Raw genomic sequence first — 21,877 nt, forward strand, 5'->3', positions numbered from 1 at the left:
TCGCAATACAACGAAAGGAAGTGATGCTTCTTGGGTAAACTGTTATACCTCCCAATCGGCCGGCAGACATTTGATATGGAAACCGGCGAAAAGGAACGCGAGAAAAGCTCGCTCTTTTTAAACGAGCTGACGGATCAGCTTATTGAACCGGAGCGGATTATTACCGCACCGACTGAACTGGAAAAATTTATTAAAGATGTCAACAGTGACGATATAACGGCTGTCATTTATCAAAGCATAACATTTGCGGACGGGCAGTTTATCAGAGTGCTGACCGATTACATTCAGGCTCCCGTTATTGTCTGGTCGGTCAGGGAACCCGCGGTCGGTGCAAGGCTCAGGCTCAACTCACTGACGGGCGGGAACAGTACGTGTCATGTGCTGAAATTTGATGACCATCCCTATACGTTTGTGCTTGGCAATGCGGATGAAGCACACGTTCAGTTAAAAATTAAGCAATATCTCGCCGTTAAAAAATTGATTGAGCGCATCAGCAATTTTAATATTGGCGTTCTCGGGGAGCATCAGCCGGGGTTTTATTTTTCAGGGACAAATGAAGCACAGCTGAAAGAACAATTTGGCATCGATGTCATTCGGATGGATCTGCAGGAAGCGTTCGATAAAAGTAAGCAAATGCCTGAAGCGAAGTGGGAGAAAGAAATTGCACGTGCTAAGGAGCAGGTGGTTGGGTTAAACCCAAGCGATGAAACGGTTATGCGATTTGCCCAATTTACGTCGTTCGTTCGGGAAGAAATTCATCGCCTCAATATTTCTGCGCTGTCGATTCGCTGCTGGCCCGAATTTTTTAATGAACTGGGCGCAGCTGCGTGTTCGACGTTGTCGCAGTTTACCGAAGAAGGCGTCGTTTCGTCGTGTGAATCCGATATTCACGGTGCACTGACGATGTTCATTCTGCAGGAGCTTTCCGGCGGCGAGGCACCGTATCTCGGTGATATGGTTCACGTTAATGAAGCGAGCAATTCGGTTGTTTTCTGGCATTGCGGTGCCGGTGCATATTCGCTGGCTCATCCGGAACAGGGCGCACAGCCGGGTGTTCATCCAAACCGCAAACTTGGTTTTACGATGGAATTCGGTCTCAAGCCGGGTCAAGTAACCATTTTCAGAGTCGGCTATACACCGGAAGGCTACAGGCTCCTGGTGATGCGCGGAAAAGCGCTGGATACACCACAGCGGTTTAACGGAACATCGGTTGAAGTCGAGCTTGAGACCAATGTAACCGAAACGCTTTATCATTTAATGGACGAAGGGTTTGAACCGCATTACGGTTTGGTTTATGCGGATATCGCTGATGACCTAATTGAATTGGGCAAACAGCTTAAGCTGCCTGTGTCGGTCTATACAATGCATTGAAGGGAGCCGGGTGATCAATGAAGCATATTGCAATTGGGCAGGCAGGCGGCCCGACAGCCGTCGTAAACGCAACGTTGGCAGGGTTTGTCCGTGCTTTAAATCAAAACTGCTCCCTTACATTTATCATGAACGGATATGAAGGATTGGTAAATGACTATTTATTACATGCAGATGATGACATTATCAGCGAGGTTATCGCCCATGAAAAAGTTCCCGGAGCCGCATTGGGAGCAGGAAGGTATCCATTGAGCGAAGAACAGATCGCTCAATCAGTAAAAACGCTCCGCAAGTTTCAAATCGATACGCTTGTATTCATTGGCGGAAACGGAACAATGGAAGCACTTGCAAAAATTAAAGCGGAGGCTGATCGACATGGTTACCCGCTGCAAACGCTGGGGCTGCCTAAAACGGTAGACAACGACCTTGCCGGCACCGATCATTCGCCGGGTTTCGGAAGTGCAGCGAAGTACGTGGCACACGTGACCAGGGACATGGGGCGCGATCTCTTAGCAATGACGAATTTTGAGCAAGTCCGGATTGTCGAAACGATGGGCCGAAATGCCGGCTGGCTGGCGGCGGCTGCAGGCTTGCTGAAAGAACACGCCGAAGACGGGCCGCATTTTATCGGGTTACCTGAAAAACCATTAAACCCTGATTTTTTATTTAATCAAATAAGTGAGTCGATTAAGTGTTATGGTGCAGCACTTATTGTTGTCAGTGAAGGTGTCCGGTGGGAAAAAGGCAAGCGAGTGAAGCGTGATCAGGTCAATGGCCGCCCGATACTTGGCGGGATATCGCAATCGATTGAACAGACAGTCAAACAAAACATGGACGTTGTGGTACGCTCAGAACTATTGGGGATGAATCAACGAAGCTGTGCCGCGGCTGTATCGCCGACTGATTTTCATGAAGCGGTTCAGATCGGGAAAGTCGGGGCGAAGTGGCTTTTTGAAGGTGCATCAGATGTCATGGTTGCTTTACAGCGTGCTGACGGTCCCGGCTATGCGGTTGATTTTTTGCCGGTTTCATTACAAACCGTTGTTCAAAAAGGAGAGCGACAACTCCCTGACAGATTTTCAGATGATCTGAACGCCTACAACGAATGGCTGCGTCCGTTAGTCGGAGAAAGGCTGCCCGTTTATCCGCCACCACTGCAAAGGAGACATAATAATGGCCACATACGAATTGGATCACAGCAAAAATGAAGCGTTATATCTGCAAATAAAAGACATTCTCGTCAGGCGCATTCAGGAGGGGGTGTGGGCGGAGTACTCGCTCATTCCTACCGAGCGTGAATTGATGAAAGAGTTTAATGTAAGCCGATCAACCGTAAGACAGGCGATTTCGATTCTTGTGCAAACTGGGCTGCTGGAGAAAACGCAAGGGCGCGGCACGGTCGTTAAACCGCAAAAACTGGTAGGCCGCCTCGGCAAATTAAAAGGGTTTGCTGAGGAAGTGGCTGAAAAGGGGCAAGTCCCCCAATCGAAACTTATAAGAGCAGGCTTCAAAGACCAACTTTATACCGAAAAAGCGATGCTTGACGTCGATGACGATGGAGCCATTCTGCTCGTAGAACGCATTCGATTCGCAGATGACACCCCGATTGCTTTGGAACGAACGTGCTGGCCGCATGACATCGGTACGATTTTAATGCAGTATGATTTGAACGCAGCCCGGTACTACGAAATTTTAGAGAATCATAATATTTATTTGAATAAAGCGCATGAAAAAATTGCGGCCATTAACGCAACACAGGATGAAGCCGATTTGCTTGGCATACGGCCAGGCGAGGCGATGCTTGAAATGAATCGTTTGAGCTTTGGCATGGATAATCATCCGATTGAATACACGAAAACAAAATACCGCAGCGATCAGTACCATTATGATATTGAATTAAACAGGTAGATACAGAACGTTGGCAAGTTGCGTATGAAAATCAGGAGGTGGCTAATGTGCGTAATAATTTTTATACCGGCTTTTTTAAATCAGACCATTTGAGCAACCGGGATAAGTATCTGTTTGCAAAAGCTAGGCCGACGTATAAGTTTAATATAATTGGTGCAGGAATGATTGGTCAGGAGCATATTAGGGTGACAATGCTTGAAGGAAGGGCAACGATTCATGGTGTGTTTGATATTAACACCGACAGCATCGCTAATACGTGTGAATTTTTCCGGCGTGAATACCCTGAAGCACCCGAATTAAATGTCTATGACACGCTTGAGGCGGCGTGTCATGACCCGGAAGTCGACGGGCTGATCATTTGTACGCCGAATTATACCCATATAGATGTTATCAAAGAAGCTATCAAATCAGGGAAGCATATCATGGTTGAGAAACCGATGACGACAACCGTAAAGGATGCCTGGGAAATCAGGAACCTGTCAAAAAACTATGAATCAGTCTTTCAGATTGGTTTGCAATACAGGCATAAATCGATCTATACTGAAGCCACGAATGAATTACTCGAACGAAAAGCTGCAGGGAATATTAAGACGATAAGCATGGTGGAACATCGCGTGCCATTTTTGGATAAAGTCAACCAATGGAACAAGTTCAGTCAGTACTCAGGCGGGACGATGATCGAAAAGTGCTGCCATTATTTTGACCTGTTAAATTATTACGCCCAATCGAAGCCTGAAAAAGTTTATGCAACCGGTGGCATGGATGTAAACTATCATGATTTTCAATATGACGGCAGCACGTCTGATATTGTGGACAACGCTATGGTCATCATCAATTATGAAAATGGCATAAAGGCCCAATTTAACCTATGCATGTTTGCCCCAATGTTCTATGAAGAAATTATCGTTTGCGGTGATAAAGGCAGGCTAAAGGCATCTGAGAGCGACGACTTCCTACCGTTGAATCGTGAGAAGACCTATTTAGAGGTGTTAAGCGGTGAAAATGGACCCGCCAAAACAGCACATCCCTGCTACCCGTCCGTGATTCAAGAAAGTGGCCATAATGGCGCCACGTATTATGAGCATAAATATTTTATTGATAATATGGAAGGCAAACATCAATCTACAGCGACGGTGGAAGACGGGTTTTGGTCGATTGTCGTAGGTGAAGCGGCTGAGCGCTCCATTAAAACAGGCGATGTGATTAACGTACATGAAATGTTGGATGAAGCGATCGGTTCCAAATTATAAATTTATGCAGTTCATTTGAAAGTAGGCAAGGCACGACAGAAGGCAGAAGTTTAAAGTGGGAGATGGTCGGTATGACGTACAGTTATTTGTCACATCTTTATTGTCCGAAATGCGGGCATACATATGACACCAGTGAGCAGCATCAGCTGTGCACGTGCGGATCACCCTTGCTGGTCGACTATGATTTGAACGCAATTAGCAGCGTTTTATCGCCTGATGTGCTGACGTTGCGGGAGCCATCATTGTGGCGATACCATGAATTATTGCCGGTTGAAGTTGAAGCCAATGTTGTGTCGTTAGGCGAAGGGATGACACCATTAACCCCGTTTCCTCGACTTGGAAAGGATATGGCCCTTGAAAAGCTGTATATGAAGGATGAAGGGCTGATTCCGACCGGCAGTTTCAAGGCAAGAGGCGCAGCTGTCGGTGTATCGAAAGCGAGCGAAGTTGGTGTCAAAGAGCTGGCTATGCCAACGAATGGAAACGCCGGTGCGGCATGGGCGTTGTATGCCGCCAGAGCCGGTATGAAAGCCACGATTGTTATGCCGAATGATGCGCTTGAAATAACACGAAACGAAGTCGCATTGTCCGGTGCAAGTCTGTACTTAGTCAACGGGCTCATAAGTGATGCCGGCAAAATTGTCGGAAAAGCGGTCAAGGACTATAATCTATACGACGCATCCACCTTAAAAGAACCTTATCGAATTGAAGGCAAAAAAACGATGGGTCTTGAAATCGCCGAACAATTTAACTGGCAGTTGCCAGATGTCATCCTGTATCCGACAGGTGGCGGGGTCGGCCTGATCGGCATTTATAAAGCTTTAAAAGAATTAAAAGCGTTGGGCTGGGTGGAAGGAAAGATGCCACGTTTAGTAGCTGTCCAATCAACAGGCTGTGCGCCAATTGTTAAAGCATGGGAAGAAGGAAGGCGAGAGTCCGATTATTGGAATGATTCCGAAACACTTGCTTTCGGTATCAATGTTCCAAAAGCATTGGGCGATTTCCTCGTGTTGGATGCGATCTATGCTACCGATGGCTGCGCGATTGCCGTGGATGATGAATCGATGCTTCACGAGCAGGCGAAAATCGCGCAAATGGAAGGAAATTTTATTTGTCCGGAGGGTGCTGCGACATTTACAGCCGCCCGCAAATTGCGGGAGGATGGATGGATCGGAGCAGATGAGACAGTCGTGGTCCTGAACACTGGCGCCGGTATCAAATATCCTGATACGGTTCAAGTTAAACCGGAAATGCTCGAAAAAGAGGATACGATTATTAAGAAGGGTGAGGAAAGTAAAAATTAATAGTTTCTTGAAAATACAAGGCAGCTGCAAATCAAAATTGCGGCCGCCTTTTATTTTTTTGTCGATGAAATTTATATGGCAACCGCGATGGCAGCGAGAGAACGAGCTAGAGATGCAACTCTGCAAATCAATACCACATGGGCCTCGCCATATTTTTGCCCGTTTTATTTGTCAGACAAAAAAATTATTTTACATAAAAAGATTGACATTAGTACGAAGAGACATTATAATTCTAATTGTCAGACAAAATAAAAGTTTTACAAAACAAACGGAAAGGGGGACGGATTAATTTGGAAGATCAAATTGAATCGCTAAAAATGAAAACGGTAAAACGAAATACATTAGCTCAACAGGTAATCGAACAAATTATTGAATTGTTGATGAGCGGCCAGCTAAAAGCAGGTGATAAACTTCCGTCCGAAATGGAGTTGATGGACTTGCTCAGTGTAAGCAGGCCTGTGCTTAGGGAAGCGCTGAGTTCTCTGGAAGCTTTGGGAGTGATTCATCGAAAAACAAAGGAAGGAACATTTTTCGCTGATAAAGTTGGAAGTGAGCCGCACAGAATTATGCTGGCGCTGTCGGTTGGTGACATTGACACGATTATCGAAACCCGTCTGACACAGGAACTTGGCCTTGTCGGACTTGCGGCTGAAAAAATAACAGAAACGGATTTGAAACGATTAAATGAAAATATCGAACTCATGGAAGCAACTGAGGGCGATTATTTGGAGATTGATCGGGAATTCCATAGAATCATTGCCTTCAGTGCAAGTAATTCCATTACGGAAGGGATGATTGATGCGCTGCTAAATATGTACGATAAAACGATGGAAAATATTGCGGTGAAAGACAGAAATAAAGCTAAGACCTTGCAGCAGCACAAAGATATTTACCATGCCCTCGCGAAAAGAGATCCTATTGAAGCATATGCGAGTATGTACAGACACTTAGACCATGCCCGAAACAGATTAATCCGTCCTCTGAGGAAAAAATAAAATAGGGAAGGACTTGATTATATGACGAACAGACAGCCTCCTTCTGGAATTGCAGGCTTTCCTGTTACTCCTTTAAATGAAAACGGTAACATAGATGAGCAGGGGCTAACTGCGAATATTGAATTTTTGCTGGAAGAGGGATTGGATTCTATTTTCGTTGCGTGCGGTGCCGGTGAATTCCATAACCTGAGCGACGATGAGTTTGAATCGATAGTTAAATTGGGAGCTTCTGTAGTGGGTGGACGAGTTCCCTTTTACACCGGGGTTGGCGGCAATTTAAGCGGTGCCGTTGAAAAAGCAAAAATATCAGAGAAATATGGCGCTGATGGCTATCTCATTCTTCCACCATACTTAATCGACGGCGAACAGGAAGGAATCTATCAATATTATAAAACCGTTGTAACGAGTACAGATTTAAATGCGATTATTTATCAGCGTGCAAATGCAATTTCAAACTTGGAGACCGTTAAACGGCTGGCAGAGTTTCCGCAAATTGTCGGTGTGAAAGACGGTGTTGGCAATACTGAATTAAATATTGAGCTGACACGGGAGCTTGGCGATCGTTTTGGTTGGCTGAATGGTATGCCACTGGCTGAAGTGACGATGCCGGCGTATCACCCGCTTGGATTCAACGGCTATTCATCAGCAATCTCCAACTATATTCCACATATTTCAAGGAAGTTCTATAATGCTTTATTGGCTGATGACCAAAAGACTATGAATGATCTTTATCAGGATGTCATTTTGCCGATCAATCGCATCAGACGGAAGCGAAAAGGGTATGCAGTCGCTTTAATCAAAGCTGGAATGGAAATCGTAGGGTTGCCGGTAAGCCGGACGGTCCGGCCGCCTGTGGTGCCAGTGAAAGATGAACATTATGAAGAATTGAAGCAAATATTGAAATCAGCATTGGATAAATATCCACCCAATCGAAAAGTAGAAATCTAAAGAATACTGCGGTAATCATTTTAATCATCATTTTGGAGGTAGTTTATCATGGCAGTTCAAACAGAAAAAAGTAATCGTTTCCTGAACTTTATAAACGGTGAATGGGTTGCTTCGGATACTAATGAAGTGATTACCAACAGAAACCCGGCTAACACCGATGATGTTGTCGGTCAAGTTCAGAAATCATCGTTGGAAGATTTAAATAATGCAGTCGCTGCCGCAAAAACGGCGAAAAAAGAATGGAAAAACCTCTCAGGCGCGGCAAGAGGCCAGTATCTTTTTAAAGCGGCCGATATATTGGAAAGCCGTCAAGAGGAAGTAGCCGAATGTATGACACGGGAGATGGGCAAGACATATCCGGAAGCAAAAGGTGAGACTGCCCGTGGTGTAGCGATTCTCCGCTACTATGCAGGAGAAGGCATGCGCAAAGTGGGTGATGTGATTCCTTCATCCGACAGTGAAGCGCTCATGTTCACCACCCGGGCTCCATTGGGAGTTGTTGGCGTTATTACGCCGTGGAACTTTCCTGTCGCCATTCCTGTCTGGAAAACAGCACCCGCATTAATTTATGGTAATACGATTGTATTGAAGCCGGCTTCTGAAGCAGCTGTTACGTGTGGTAAAGTTATGGAATGTTTACAGGAAGCGGGTATTCCTGCAGGGGTCATTAATATGGTAACCGGACCGGGATCAGTCATCGGTCAGGGACTGGCTGAACACCCAGACGTCAACGGCATTACGTTCACCGGATCAAATAAAGTCGGTAAAAATATTGGACAAACAGCACTTGCACGCGGTGCCAAGTATCAGTTGGAAATGGGCGGTAAAAATCCGGTCATCGTTGCATCCGATGCTGACCTTGACTTGGCAGTTGATGCAACTATCAGCGGCGGTCTTAAATCGACCGGTCAGAAATGTACAGCAACCAGCCGTGTCATTGTGCAAAGCGATGTGTATGAAACGTTTAAGGAAAAACTTGTTGCTAAAGTAAAAGAAATCAGTGTTGGAGATGGTATGAAAGAAGGCACCTGGATGGGTCCGAGTGTCAGTGAAACCCAATTGAATACCGTGCTTTCATATATTGAAAAAGGAAAAGAAGAAGGCACACTGCTGTGCGGCGGTGAGAAGCTGTCGGGTGAAGAATACGAGAAAGGCTACTTTGTGGCACCAACGGTATTTGATGATATCACGACCGATGCGACGATTGCCCAGGAGGAGATTTTCGGCCCTGTTCTTGCCCTCATGAAAGTAGATGATCTTGAAGAAGCCATCGAGCTTGCTAATGATGTAGAGTATGGGTTAAGCGCATCCATCTTTACCACGAACATTCAAAAAATGCTTTCATTTATTGATGATATGGATGCAGGGCTTGTGCGAATTAATGCAGAAAGTGCCGGCGTGGAATTACAGGCGCCATTTGGCGGGATGAAGCAATCCAGTTCGCATTCCCGTGAACAAGGAGAAGCAGCTAAGGAATTCTTCACGTCTATTAAGACTGTTTTTGTGAAGTAAAAGGGGCTCCCCCTTTTACTTCTCTCACAACTTTGGAAGGAGGCGGATGACCGGGAATGTTGTAAGCGTTTTATTCATTATTTCCTGCTGAAAGATGTGGGTAACACTGAGAATTTTTGGAATATTTTAATTTTTAAAACAGGGGGACTTTAAATGAAGAAACTGATAATGTTTTTAATGGCGGCTTTGCTGATTGCAGTACTGGCTGCATGCGGGTCTGATTCTTCTGACAGCGACGCTGAAGCTGAAAGCGAAAATACAAGTGGCGAGGAAGCAAGTGAAGGAGAAACCGGTGTCGATTTGGATCGGGTCAGGGTACTTATTGGCTCAACCTCAACCGGCGGTGACACATACCAGAACGCTGATGCTGTCACCCGTTATATGGAAAAAGCCATGGACACGAACATGAAGGTGGATGCTGTTGGGGCACTTCGGGCGTTTGATGAATTAAGCAAAGCAGACGACGATGGCAGCACGATTATGTTTTTCCACGATATGGCCTATCTGGGGGTAGAATACGGCAGTTTTGATCAGGAACATGAACTGGAAAACTGGACAATTGGACCGGTGGTAGCGACAAACCCTGGTAACGCATTTTTGACAAGTGGTGATGCACCATACGATACGATGGCGGAATCGGCTGAATGGTTAAACGAAAATCCGGATGAAACGATCACCGTCGCGATTGAGTCCGGTGGTGTATCAGAAGTTGTATTTGACGGCTATTATCTGTGGGTTAAAGAAGAATATGGAACAGAAGTTTCTGACCGTATCCTTGCTTATGTGACTGGTTCACAGGAAGATAAAAACCAGGCTTTGTGGGATGGAAACGCTGATATCATTCATGGTTCAATTGGAGCCAACAATCAGTATACCGAAGACGGTGTGGAAAATAAGATTAAGATGAAATTCCTCGGCATTACAGCTGGCGAGCGGGTTGAAGGGTTTGACATTCCGACCTTCGCTGAGCAGGGCATTACCGTCAATGGCAAAGAGTTTGTGTTCGATAAAGAATTCTTCTTTCTGATGCCGAAAAATATTGACGAAAACTTTGCAAGCAAACTTGACGAAGCAGTGACTCAGGTAGCTGAAAATGAAGATTACGCAGCTGACTTGAAGAAAAACACTTATGTAGTCAATCATAAGCCAGCGGATGAAGCAAAAGAATATTTGATGGAAAAACGGGACAATTTCCGTTACATCATTGAAAATGCACCTAGCTTGGATGACATTGCGCAATAACTTGACAGAATGGGAAGCTGTCTGAACGGCAGCTTCCTTTTAACCAAAAAGGCAGGTGGGGAGAGTGGAAGACTTCTTCACGATTGATATGACCTATAGTAACTATCATCTTATTTTTCCAAAGATTATTATAGGAATCCTGATTGCTATAGGCGCTGTTCTATTAATCACAAATCTGATGAAAAGATGGAAATCAGGAACATTAACACACTTTCGTTTTAAGTTTTTCAGTGATAATTATGACAAAGTTAAATTTTATGGAACGATTTTATTACTAATCATGTATGCCGTTACTATGACATGGATTGGGTTCGTTTTATCCAGTATCCTGTTTATGATCTTGATCACCCTGCTGTATATTGGGAATATCCGTAAAAAATCGATCGTAATTTCAATAACAAACTCATTAGCTACGACAATTGTCATCTGGTATGTATTTGGCCAATTGTTTGATATTACATTGCCATAAAGGGGAGGGAGACGATGCCATTTCTTGAAGTACTTACACCATTATCAATCGCTTTGTGTTTTCTGGGGGTTTTTGTCGGGATTGTTATGGGTGCTATCCCGGGAATGACTGCGACGATGGCGATAGCTATATTCCTGCCTCTTACTTATGCCCTGGATATGATCGACTCTATCGGTCTTTTGATAGGTCTTTATGTTGGTGGTATTAGCGGCGGGCTAGTTCCGGCCATTCTGTTAAATATTCCAGGTACCCCTTCTTCCCTTTGTACAACATTTGACGGTTATCCGATGACTCAAAAAGGAGAAGGTGAAAAAGCGTTAAAAATTGGGATTACGGCATCGATTGTCGGCGGCTTCTTCAGTTTGACCGTCCTATATTTCTTCGCACCGTTCCTTTCGTCGGTAGCCATTGATTTTTCCTCGGTGGAAAAGTTTTTGATTATTGTTTTTGCATTGACAGTGATTGCTTCTATCTCTAAAGGAAGTCTGCTTGGCGGAATCTTCAGCGGTGTCCTGGGGATGCTGGTCAGCTTGATTGGAACGTTTATGGATAACAATCAGACACGGATGATTCCACCAGGGTTTGAAGATGAACTTGTCTACGGATTTTCGCTTCTCCCAGTGCTTATTGGTCTGTTTGCGATCGGGCAGCTGCTGCAGGAAGCAGAAGAAGGTATGAAAGCCGCTGCACACCAAAAAATCGATCTTCAGCAAGGGAAAGAAAAGAATAAATTTAGATTTGCAATTATTTTGAAACAAAAAGTCAATGTTGTTCGCTCAGCTCTTCTGGGGACATTTATCGGAATGCTGCCGGGGGTTGGTGGTAGTGCTGCTTCGATTACAGCTTATTCGCAGGCTAAAAACTTTTCCAAAAAGCCCGAAAAGTTCGGAACCGGGGAACCAGAGGGATTGGTGGCAAGCGAATCTGCGAATAATGGTCTGATTGGCGGTGCTTTGATCCCGCTGCTGTCACTTGGAATACCTGGAGACAGCACGACAGCTATTCTGATTGGGGCATTTCTGCTTCAGGGCATTGAAGTGGGTCCATTGTTTATTACATCGAATCCTGATTTGTGGAGCGGGATAGTTATTGCGCTGGTAGTAGCCAACATCGTTATGTTTATTTTGATGTTTTTCTCAATCCGATATTTCGCAAAAATTGTCTTCATCCCGAAATACATCATTTTTCCGATTATCGTTGTGGCTTGTGTCGTTGGTTCATATGCTATCAACAACGGTATCATGTTTGACGTATGGACGCTGCTGTTGTTTGGGGTCTTCGGCTATATATTCCCGAAAATCGGCGTTCAGATTCCATCGTTTCTGATAGGTTTTATTTTAGGTATGCAAGCCGAAAAATATTTCATTGACAGTCTAAAAGGAAGCGGCGGGGATTTAGCCATCTTTTTTACAAATGGACCTGTTGCAATTGGCCTGTGGGTGTTGATACTCGGTTCTGTCATTTATGCAATTATTGATAACTTCAAATCAAAAAATTCAAATCAACAAAATGCTATGTAATAGCCTTATCTATCATCAGGAAAAGTGGGGGAGTTGCTATGCAATCTGAATTAAAAATTAAAAAAGAGACACCACTGCTCGTTGACTTGAAAGTCTATACCGTTGCCGGAAATGACAGCATGTTACTTAATTTGAGTGGTGCGCACGGGCCGTACTTCACGCGGAATGTCGTCATTTTAAAAGATAACAGCGGCAATACAGGCGTTGGAGAAGTACCTGGCGGTGAAGGAATCAAACAAACGTTGGAAGATGCTAAGGCACTTTTGGTTGGTGAATCAATTGGTGATTATAAAAACATTCTTAGAAAAATAAAAAATACATTTTCTGATCGTGACGCGACGGGTCGAGGTCAGCAGACTTTTGATCTGCGTACAGCGATCCACGCGGTGACTGCTCTTGAAGCGGCACTGCTCGATCTTTTGGGAAAGCACCTTGGTGTGCCGGTGGCTGCATTATTGGGTGAAGGGCAGCAGCGAAGTGAAGTGGAGACGCTCGGTTATTTGTTTTATATTGGGGATCGGAATAAAACAGATTTACCTTATAAAAGTAATCCGCACGCAGCAAATGACTGGTTCCGTCTCAGACATGAAGAGGCACTGACTCCAGAGGCGGTTGTCCGACTTGCAGAGGCCGCTTATGAGCGTTATGGATTTCGTGATTTTAAGCTGAAAGGCGGGGTCCTTTCAGGGGCGGAAGAAATTGAGGCTGTAACAGCTTTATCTCAGCGTTTTCCGGATGCCCGAATTACGCTTGATCCGAATGGGGCATGGTCATTGGATGAAGCGGTCAGACTCTGTAAAGATCAGCATGACGTGTTGGCTTACGCAGAAGACCCGTGTGGAGCGGAGGATGGGTTTTCGGCACGGGAAGTAATGAGTGAATTCAGGAAGGCCACCGGTCTGCCTACAGCAACTAATATGATTGCCACTGACTGGAGACAAATGGCCCATGCTATCCAATTACATGCTGTTGATATTCCTTTGGCCGACCCCCATTTCTGGACGATGGAAGGATCTGTACGTGTTGCTCAACTGTGTCATGATTTCGGCCTGACGTGGGGGTCTCATTCGAATAATCATTTTGATATTTCATTGGCCATGTTTACCCATGTAGCGGCAGCAGCACCAGGTAATATCACTGCAATTGATACCCATTGGATTTGGCAGGATGGCCAGCGTCTAACGAAAGAACCGTTTAAAATTAAAGATGGCAAGATTAAATTACCGGAAAAACCCGGGCTGGGCATTGAAATTGATATGGATCAGCTTGAAGCAGCCCATCAGGTTTATAAAAAAATGGGACTTGGCGCAAGAGATGATTCCAAAGCCATGCAATATTTAATTCCGGGGTGGACATTTGATAATAAACGACCGTGTCTTGTGCGGTGAAGCTAAAAAGTTTCATTCAGGGAGCCTGTATATCAAGGGGCTCCTTTTTATCTGACACATAACCGATAATATGTTTCTTAAAGTTGATGGGTTTCTGGGAGTGTCCGGTAAGTTCAATTGAGTGCTAATATTGTAAATCGAGGTGAGCCAATGAAGCCGAAAGTTATACTTTATAATCAGATAAGTGAAGACCTTGTGCAACAAATGGAAAAATATTGTGATGTCGTTAAATTATCAACAGATGAGGAGAGGTTCTCAGCTGAAATTCCGACGGCAAAAGGGATCATTGGGTCAGGGCTTAATGTTGACATTAAACTGTTAAATCAGGCACCTGAACTGCAAATTGTGACGAATATATCAGCCGGGTATGATAATCTTGATCTTGTGGAATTGGAAAGACGTGGTATTTTCGCAACGAATACACCGGATGTGCTGAACGAAACTACCGCTGATACTGTTTTTGGGCTAATGATTTCAGCTTCCAGAAGAATGCCGGAGCTTGATGCGTACGTGAAAGCGGGTAAGTGGCAATCCAAAATAACGGAAGAGCATTTCGGAATGGATATTCATCACAAGACACTTGGTATCATTGGGATGGGAAGGATTGGAATGGCCGTGGCTGAGAGAGCACACTTTGGTTTTAAAATGAATGTGCTTTATCATAATCGCAGCCGAAAACCTGAAGCCGAAGCGTACTTGAAGGCAGAATATGCAGCTTTTGATGATTTGCTGATGCAATCTGATTTCGTTTGTCTGATGGCCCCCCTGACGCCTGATACGGTCAATCTGATTGGTAAACGGGAATTTAGTTTGATGAAAGAAACGGGAATTTTTGTGAATGGTGCACGGGGAACAATGGTTGTGGAATCGGATTTGATCGATGCCCTGAGAAACGGGGATATTATGGCAGCTGGTCTGGATGTCTATCAGAATGAGCCTGTTGAAGCTGCGAACCCCCTTCTGAAAATGGACAACGTTGTGACTATGCCGCATATCGGATCGGCCACACGTGAAACGCGATACAAAATGGGGATAATCGCTGTTCAAAACCTGATCCAGGGTCTCAATGGTGAAGTGCCTGTGAACCAAATTCATGAAAGGTAGTTTTGATTAAACGATTTAAAATAATAATCTTGCGAGATAAATAACCCCTGTAACGGAAACAGCGCTAAACAGGGTTGAAAATAACACGATTTGGGCGGCAAGCCGGGGATAATTATCATATTCCTGGGCAATGACTGAACTGTTTACCGATGTCGGCATGGCTGATGCGATAAGAAGTGCCTGGGCTGGCGTCCCTTCGATTCCAAATATAAAAATAATAGCAAGTGAGATAACCGGGCCGATTAGAAGTCGGAGCACCACACTTAAATAGACAGACTTCACTGCTGACTTTATCCTTATCTGTGCTATTCAGATCAAATTTTCGATGTATGAAATAACCAATGCCCATAATGATAAAGATGGGGAAGAGGATATCTATTAATATTGTAAATAGTTCGGTCATGTTATTATAGCCCTTTCAGTCATTTTTTGAAGTGCGATTTTTGTTTCAATATAAAGAATATTTGTTGGTTAATCGTGTTAGAGGGGATCTTTTATTCAAGATTGTAGGGTGTTTAAAGGTTATATTGTACATAGAGAAGTAAAAAGTAATCCCCGGAATATGAGTTCTCCGGGGATGGTTTGGATAAAATTAATTGGTAATGCCCTGCACCTTACGTCTTACGTAATCGACGCTTCATAAATTGAGTTAACGGCTTTTTCAAGTTCGTTGTTAAATTCTTCATCTGTCTGGTTGACGTTCAAGTCCTGGGTCAATGCACGTGAGAAGCTTGCGATTAAATCGTTGTTTTCTTTGAGCTTCTCATTGGCGTCGTTTGTTTCGTAACCGCCGGAAAGAGCGACAACACGGACGACATTTGGATGCTCAATCAGTTCTTTGTACAAGTTCGGAACTGTAGGGATCGTTAATTTCAGCATGACATAATCGTCTTTGTCCAGTTTATCGAGGTGGCTTTGGATTTCGGCCTTCAGCATATCCTCACATTTTTCTTTTTCAGGGCTGTTGATGTCAACTTCCGGTTCGATAATTGGTACAAGACCGGCGTCAATGATTTTTTGACCGAGTTCAAATTGCTGATCAACAACGGCTTTGATGCCTTCAGGATTTGCTTTCTTAATGACAGAGCGCATTTTAGTTCCGAAAATTCGACGCTCATTTGCGCGTTTTAGCTTATCATCAAGGTCATCGATTGGTTTCATCATTTGCACACCATTTGATTCATCAGCAAGGCCATTATCGACTTTCAAGAATGGTACAACGCCTTTTTTCTCAGACAAATAATCACCTGTGTACATGCCTTCGATCTCGCGGTCCATTGTTTGTTCGAAAAGAATCGCACCGATGATTTTGTTGTTATCGAATGCAGGCGCCGTTATGATACGTGTGCGCATTTCATGAACAAGGTCAAACATTTCCTTCTCATTGCTGTATTGGTCTTCGGTTACACCATATTGAGCCAGTGCTTTTGGCGTACTGCCACCGCTCTGGTCCAAGGCAGCAATGAAACCCTCTTTGTTTTTCATTTGTTCAAAGTGTTTTTGATTCATAATGCCACTCCTTTTATCAAGATAAATTACCTTATTTACCTAAGGCAAAATATGTATATTGGCAACGTAAATCGTTCCTACTTCATTATACCACGGATAACGAAAAGGTTATAGTCATGATGTTCATTTCTACGTTTACCCTAATGAATAATTTTTATAACTGACGGAGAGGAAAAGGCGTTTCAATCCGACGATCTCTTTTACCCATTCACCATTTCATAAAAGCTGTTGACAGCACGATCAACGACCTTCAGTGTTGCTTCATCGGTCAGTTTTCCATTTTTATCAAATTTTTCATGCGCCTGGGTGATCAGTACTTCGTTTTGAGCAGGCTCGAGCACGTTAGCGGATATACCGGGTGCACTTAGGATCCTGCGTAAATCCATTTGGGCGCGAAGTGTGCCCATTAGACTGATTGAGGCACCGACCACCATGACCGGTTTGCCGATCATTGGCCGCTCCCCGCGTGACAGCCAGTCCAAACTGTTTTTGAGCACCCCCGGCACTGACCAGTTATATTCAGGCGTTGAAATCAGAACAGCATCATAGTCCGCAATCTGATTTTTGAATGACTTAACGACTTCAGGCGGATCCAGCTCCTCCGCTTGATTGAAAAGCGGCAGTTTATCAATTTTAATAATGTCCAAATCAAATTTTTCGCTGAAACGCTCTTTAATCGTTTCCAGCAGCAAAGTGTTATAGGAGTTTTCCCGGATACTGCCGGCAATAGCTGCGACTTTCATATGTACAACCACCTTTTTGAATTTTGTGTATTATCTAAGTTAAGATTAGCACAAATTTACAGAAAAAGAAAAAAGCATGATTGGTTTAAGTGGGACAACGAGCCCGTCCCCTTGTCCCATGGCAGGTTTTGTATTAATATAGATAGGGTGTTTGTTTAGATTTATAGGAGGAAGTATTATGTCTAATCGTAACAAGGGCATTCTGTTGTTATTGGTTTCTGCATTGGGTTTTTCACTTATGGGCGCCTTTGTGAAGCTTTCAGGTGATTTGCCGACGATGCAGAAAGCTTTTTTCCGTAATATTATTGCTGCAGCCATAACATTGGGATTTGTCCTTTACCATAAAGAGCGCGTTTTTGGAAAAAAAGAGAATCAGAAGCTTTTGCTGTCACGTTCGGCGCTCGGGGCTGTCGGTATCATCGCTAATTTTTACGCAATCGATCATCTTGTTTTATCCGATGCGGAGATGCTGAATAAGCTCAGTCCGTTCATTCTCATTATTTTTTGTGCGATCTTCCTGAAAGAAAAGGTGCTCAAGTTTCAGGTTGCAGCTATTCTTGTGGCCTTTATCGGGGCCTTGTTCATCATTCAGCCGGAGTTTTCGGTCGAGATTGTGCCTTATATCGTCGGTGTGATCGGCGCGATTTTTGCAGCGGGTGCGTACACACTCCTTCGCGTTTTGGGCAATAAGGAAAAATATTATACGGTCGTTTTCTATTTTTCGTTTTTCACAACGGTGCTGCTTCTGCCGTTTACGGTGGTTATGTATGAACCGATGAGTCTGCAGCAATGGATTTTGCTCTTGCTCGCAGGTGCGTGTGCAACCGTTGGTCAGTTCGGCATTACGCTCGCTTATAAGTTTGCGCCTGCCAGTGAGATCTCAATTTTCTTTTATTCGACCGTCGTTTATTCAGCACTGCTGAGCATCATTCTGTTCGGCCAGATTCCGACGCTGTTGAGTATCATTGGCTATGCGATTATATTTGGTGCGTCATTCTATATGTTTATGAAAAACAACCGGATGGATAAAGCTGAAGCGGCTGAGGAAAAGCAATTGAAATCCTCATAATCGAAAAAACAGCCCCCGAAAATCGATTCAGCGATTTTTTGAGGGGCTGTTTTTTTTAAACGATGAAAAACGCAACGATTGAAAGGAGCACAGATGTTATTGTCATCGCAATGAGCGGTCTGACGGCTTTCGTTCTTAAATCGTTGAAACTTACACTCAACCCGAGGCCAACCATCGCAGCTGTTAATAACCACGTTGTCAATGAATAAATACCTTCCAGCATGCCTTCTGAAACGGGGATAGTGTTACCCAATACATACGTGCCGAAAATGCTCAGGGCGATAAATCCAAGCAGAAACCATGGGAAAGCAATCTTGGCGTTTGATTCGTCTGATCCTTTGTTTCTGAATTTCATAATGTAAATGAGCACAAAACATAACGGAATCAGCAAAAAGACACGGCCAAGTTTCGCCAGCAGCGCCATAGCGAGCGGGTCGTCGCCTGCCGGTTCAGCTGCCAAAGCGACGTGGGCGAGTTCATGCAGACTGATTCCCGACCAGATGCCATAATCAAGCGGTGAGATCGGCAGCACCGGCCGCAATAAGATATAGATGATTGAAAAGACTGTCCCCATTAATGCAATAATACCAACACCAATCGCGGTGTCTTCATCCCTTGATTTTATAATTGGTGCAACCGCTGCAATTGCTGCAGCACCGCATACTCCGGTTCCAACACCTAACAGCAGGGATATCGATTTATCTGCCTTAAATACCTTTGCCAGCCAAATCATCATCAAAATGGCAAATAAAATAACGAATGCATCCCGCAATAAAAGTCCCAATCCATCACTTAAGACAACGTTAATATTCAGCCTAAGTCCATATAAAATAATCGCTAAACGCAGTAGTTTTTTGGCGGAAAACGTCACACCGGCCCTGATCGCTTCCGGATAACCGAAGATCTGCCGGTAGGTGATGGCGATGATGATCGCGCAAGCCAGTTGGCCGACATACGAAAAGCCGGGTGCCAGGGCCAGCAAATAGCCCAATAACGCGATGAAAAACGTAAAGGCAACGCCGCCTATCCAATATTTTTGTTGTTCAAACCACTTTTGAATGCCGTTTTGTCGAATCGCTTTAGTTTGTTGATTCACATTGCTGTCAGCCATGTCAAACCCCTCCTGTTTCCAGCATAATGCAGACTCGATGATAAGAAAAATAAATTATTGTAATGATGATGATAATAAAACGTGATAGTATTACATGTAAGAATAGAAGCATAAGGACGGTGACATAAGTGGATCAGCATTTGCACGTGTTTGTCGCAGTGGCTGAGAAGAAAAATTTTTCACGGGCGGCGGAAGAGCTGCATATGACTCAGCCTTCTGTCAGTCAGTATATCCGAACCCTCGAGGAGAAATTCGGAACAAAATTGCTGGAGCGGACGAACAAATATGTACGGCTAAATAAAGCAGGTGAAGTTGTTTATCATCACGCTAAAGAAATACTGGGACTGTATACGAAAACTCAAACGCTGGTTGACGATTTGCTGAATCAGGCGAAGGGCCCGCTTTCGATTGGTGCGAGCTATACGTTTGGTGAATATGTGCTTCCAAGAATGCTTGCGCTTCTGAAGAAAACGTATCCGGAATTACAGCCCGCTCTGACAATCGGAAATACAACTAAAATTGCGAGTCTGGTAACGAGCCATCAGCTGGATATCGGCATCGTTGAAGGCAATTTTAAAGACAAGCAACTGATTATTGAAGACTATGCCGAAGATTACATGGTGGTCGTGGCGTCACCTGAGCATGCATTTGCTAAGCGTGACGGTTATGTTGAGAAGAACGAGCTCGAGGCAGAAACATGGATTGTGCGTGAAGAAGGCTCGGGGACAAGGGAAGCGACCGAGATGATGTTTGAGGAAATGGCTATCTCACCAGAAAGAAAAATAAACTTCGGCAGCACGCAATCGATTAAAGAGGTTGTTGAAGCAGGTCTTGGGATTACGCTCTTGTCACAATGGGCGGTGCAGAAAGAGTTAAAGAATGGTGATTTGAAAATTATCAATGTGGAAGGCCTGCCGTTTTCACGGCAATTTTCGATTATCACACAGACCCCATTTCAAACGAAGTCGTTGGAGGTATTTAAAGATTTATTGTACAAAGAACGGCCGTCAGTGGATGCGCTTGGGGGAGAGTGATGGGAGCGGGTGGCGCGAACCGGCGCTGGTTATCCAGGGACCGGACCCCACCGAAAGAGAGGATATCGGCAGAAGAATGAAGAAATCAACAGAAGGAAGCGGATATCGGCAGAAGAATGAAGAAATCAACAGAAGAAGGCGGATATCTGCAGAAGAGCGAAGAAATCAACAGAAGAGAGCGGGTATCTGCGGAAGAGCGTTGAAGTTACCAGAAGGGAGAGGGGCCACGCGAGATCAAGGGGGGACCGGCCGAAATCAGCGCAACACCACGCGAACGCGGCGCACCACCAGCCGAAATCTGCGCACACCGCGCGAATACGCACCGCCCTCGAAACGACAATCCCCCCTCACCCCGCCACAGTATTACCCCCGCATGCGCTTAAAGTACCGTTCATCATACCCCATTCGTTCAGATGCATCTTTCCCGGCCGCCATCACTTTTTTGGCGATGTCGGGAATTTTGTTAGGCGTCATGCGCTGGAGCGGCCCGACAACGGTGATAGCACTGACGACTTTGCCGGTGTGGTCGCGGATGGGAGCGGCAACGGATTTGATGCCTTCCCGCAATTCTTCTGTGCTGATCGCATAGCCGTTTTCCCGGATCGAGGCAAGGTGTTCACGCAACTCATCGGGGTCGGTTACGCTGTTCTCAGTGTGGGCTTCCAAGCCTTGCTCAATTACTTTTTCAACGGCTCCATTTTCATCGAAAGCAAGCAGCACTTTCCCCGAGCTGGTGCAATAAGACGGGTTCCGGCGTCCGATATGGGTCAAAATGCGGACCGGATGGTTGCACTCTTCTTTATGAATATAAATTGTATCCAAGCCATCCATAATTGCCAGGTGCGATGTTTCACCGGTATCATTGACCAATTTGGACAGGACCGGGCCGGCTTCTTTATAAATTTCCAGATTGTTCGTTAAGACGCCGCCGAGCGTCAGGACCGAGAGCCCCAACGAATACTTACCGCTTTTGTCATTTTTGACGACGAAGCCTTCGCTGGCGAGCGTTGCCAATAATCGGCTGACGGTACTTTTGGCAAGGCCGAGTGACTCGGCGAGGTCACTTACCTTTTTCGATGTATCAAACGTGGAGAAACTTTTTAATATACGTAATGCATTTTGAACGGATGATAGAAGCTGCGGTTCGCTCTTTCTTTTTTTTACCATTCTGCCACCTCATTTTTTAGTTGTTCCCTATAAAGGAATGTGTTTTACTAAATATTATCAGAAAACACACTATAAAGACAGCGTTCGAAAACGCTTCCTTAAATTTATCCAAATGTTTTATAAAGAAATTATATTTTGTTCCGCATAGAGGAACTAGAGGGTTTCTTGAAATTCGCCCCCGCTGTACAATGAGTTTAAATACTCGGCATCACAAATATCCGAGTATTGCCAGCCAG

General features: G+C 44.6%; 20 protein-coding genes. 15 read left to right on the top strand and 5 right to left on the bottom strand.

Going from position 1 to position 21,877, the window contains the following annotated elements:
* Positions 1 to 30 precede the first annotated feature (30 nt).
* The 13 genes from sftI (at position 31) to BMZ22_RS15270 (ending at position 15,008) form a co-directional block, all read left to right on the top strand.
* Positions 31 to 1,371, top strand: coding sequence for a sulfoquinovose isomerase (gene sftI, locus BMZ22_RS15210; protein ID WP_245745491.1), 1,341 nt, complete (start codon positions 31 to 33; stop codon positions 1,369 to 1,371).
* A 17-nt stretch (positions 1,372 to 1,388) separates the two neighbouring features.
* Positions 1,389 to 2,576, top strand: coding sequence for a diphosphate--fructose-6-phosphate 1-phosphotransferase (locus tag BMZ22_RS15215; protein ID WP_090087132.1), 1,188 nt, complete (start codon positions 1,389 to 1,391; stop codon positions 2,574 to 2,576).
* Complete coding sequence (locus tag BMZ22_RS17405) at positions 2,542 to 3,276, top strand: GntR family transcriptional regulator (protein WP_090087134.1); 735 nt, start codon at positions 2,542 to 2,544, stop codon at positions 3,274 to 3,276. Before BMZ22_RS15215 ends, BMZ22_RS17405 begins: the two co-directional genes overlap by 35 nt.
* A 47-nt stretch (positions 3,277 to 3,323) precedes the next feature.
* Positions 3,324 to 4,526 carry a Gfo/Idh/MocA family protein gene (locus BMZ22_RS15225; RefSeq protein ID WP_245745493.1) on the top strand — a complete coding sequence of 401 codons (1,203 nt, stop codon included), beginning with the start codon at positions 3,324 to 3,326 and terminating at the stop codon, positions 4,524 to 4,526.
* Between the two features lie 71 nt (positions 4,527 to 4,597).
* Complete coding sequence (locus BMZ22_RS15230) at positions 4,598 to 5,830, top strand: threonine synthase (protein ID WP_090087138.1); 1,233 nt, start codon at positions 4,598 to 4,600, stop codon at positions 5,828 to 5,830.
* A 290-nt stretch (positions 5,831 to 6,120) separates the two neighbouring features.
* Positions 6,121 to 6,825, top strand: coding sequence for a FadR/GntR family transcriptional regulator (locus BMZ22_RS15235; protein WP_090087139.1), 705 nt, complete (start codon positions 6,121 to 6,123; stop codon positions 6,823 to 6,825).
* 21 nt (positions 6,826 to 6,846) lie between these two features.
* Positions 6,847 to 7,773, top strand: coding sequence for a 5-dehydro-4-deoxyglucarate dehydratase (gene kdgD / locus BMZ22_RS15240; RefSeq protein WP_090087142.1), 927 nt, complete (start codon positions 6,847 to 6,849; stop codon positions 7,771 to 7,773).
* Positions 7,774 to 7,821: 48 nt separating this feature from the next.
* Entirely contained in the window at positions 7,822 to 9,285 is a 1,464-nt protein-coding gene (gucD, locus tag BMZ22_RS15245; protein WP_090087144.1) for an alpha-ketoglutaric semialdehyde dehydrogenase GucD, read from the top strand.
* A gap of 153 nt (positions 9,286 to 9,438) precedes the next feature.
* A complete protein-coding gene (locus tag BMZ22_RS15250) occupies positions 9,439 to 10,527 on the top strand; it encodes a type 2 periplasmic-binding domain-containing protein (RefSeq protein ID WP_090087146.1) in 1,089 nt (362 codons plus the stop codon).
* Positions 10,528 to 10,582: 55 nt separating this feature from the next.
* Positions 10,583 to 10,996 (top strand): tripartite tricarboxylate transporter TctB family protein, encoded by a 414-nt coding sequence (locus tag BMZ22_RS15255; protein ID WP_218144067.1) that lies wholly within the window; start codon positions 10,583 to 10,585, stop codon positions 10,994 to 10,996.
* 14 nt (positions 10,997 to 11,010) lie between these two features.
* Complete coding sequence (locus tag BMZ22_RS15260) at positions 11,011 to 12,516, top strand: tripartite tricarboxylate transporter permease (RefSeq protein WP_090087149.1); 1,506 nt, start codon at positions 11,011 to 11,013, stop codon at positions 12,514 to 12,516.
* A 38-nt stretch (positions 12,517 to 12,554) separates the two neighbouring features.
* Positions 12,555 to 13,904, top strand: coding sequence for a glucarate dehydratase (gene gudD / locus BMZ22_RS15265; protein ID WP_090087151.1), 1,350 nt, complete (start codon positions 12,555 to 12,557; stop codon positions 13,902 to 13,904).
* 150 nt (positions 13,905 to 14,054) lie between these two features.
* On the top strand, positions 14,055 to 15,008 hold the full coding sequence (locus tag BMZ22_RS15270) for a 2-hydroxyacid dehydrogenase (protein ID WP_090087153.1): 954 nt from the start codon (positions 14,055 to 14,057) through the stop codon (positions 15,006 to 15,008).
* 15 nt (positions 15,009 to 15,023) lie between these two features.
* Here BMZ22_RS15270 and BMZ22_RS15275 read toward each other — a convergent pair whose 3' ends face one another.
* The 3 genes from BMZ22_RS15275 to BMZ22_RS15285 form a co-directional block, all read right to left on the bottom strand.
* Entirely contained in the window at positions 15,024 to 15,290 is a 267-nt protein-coding gene (locus BMZ22_RS15275) for an AEC family transporter (protein WP_342710671.1), read from the bottom strand.
* Between the two features lie 339 nt (positions 15,291 to 15,629).
* Positions 15,630 to 16,517: a fructose bisphosphate aldolase gene (locus tag BMZ22_RS15280; RefSeq protein ID WP_090087157.1), complete on the bottom strand. Its 888-nt coding sequence runs from the start codon at positions 16,515 to 16,517 to the stop codon at positions 15,630 to 15,632.
* A gap of 200 nt (positions 16,518 to 16,717) precedes the next feature.
* On the bottom strand, positions 16,718 to 17,260 hold the full coding sequence (locus tag BMZ22_RS15285; protein ID WP_090087160.1) for an NADPH-dependent FMN reductase: 543 nt from the start codon (positions 17,258 to 17,260) through the stop codon (positions 16,718 to 16,720).
* A gap of 178 nt (positions 17,261 to 17,438) precedes the next feature.
* Between BMZ22_RS15285 and BMZ22_RS15290 the strand changes: the two genes are divergently transcribed.
* Positions 17,439 to 18,329, top strand: coding sequence for a DMT family transporter (locus BMZ22_RS15290; protein ID WP_090087162.1), 891 nt, complete (start codon positions 17,439 to 17,441; stop codon positions 18,327 to 18,329).
* Between the two features lie 55 nt (positions 18,330 to 18,384).
* Here the strand turns inward: BMZ22_RS15290 and BMZ22_RS15295 are convergent, their stop codons facing one another.
* On the bottom strand, positions 18,385 to 19,440 hold the full coding sequence (locus tag BMZ22_RS15295; protein WP_090087164.1) for a YeiH family protein: 1,056 nt from the start codon (positions 19,438 to 19,440) through the stop codon (positions 18,385 to 18,387).
* Between the two features lie 128 nt (positions 19,441 to 19,568).
* Between BMZ22_RS15295 and BMZ22_RS15300 the strand changes: the two genes are divergently transcribed.
* On the top strand, positions 19,569 to 20,474 hold the full coding sequence (locus tag BMZ22_RS15300) for a LysR family transcriptional regulator (RefSeq protein ID WP_090087166.1): 906 nt from the start codon (positions 19,569 to 19,571) through the stop codon (positions 20,472 to 20,474).
* A 363-nt stretch (positions 20,475 to 20,837) separates the two neighbouring features.
* Here the strand turns inward: BMZ22_RS15300 and BMZ22_RS15305 are convergent, their stop codons facing one another.
* A complete protein-coding gene (locus BMZ22_RS15305) occupies positions 20,838 to 21,641 on the bottom strand; it encodes an IclR family transcriptional regulator (protein ID WP_090087169.1) in 804 nt (267 codons plus the stop codon).
* Between the last annotated feature and the right edge of the window lie 236 nt (positions 21,642 to 21,877).

This window comes from Lentibacillus persicus, assembly GCF_900112705.1.
Taxonomy (GTDB): Bacteria; Bacillota; Bacilli; order Bacillales; family Amphibacillaceae; genus Lentibacillus; species Lentibacillus persicus.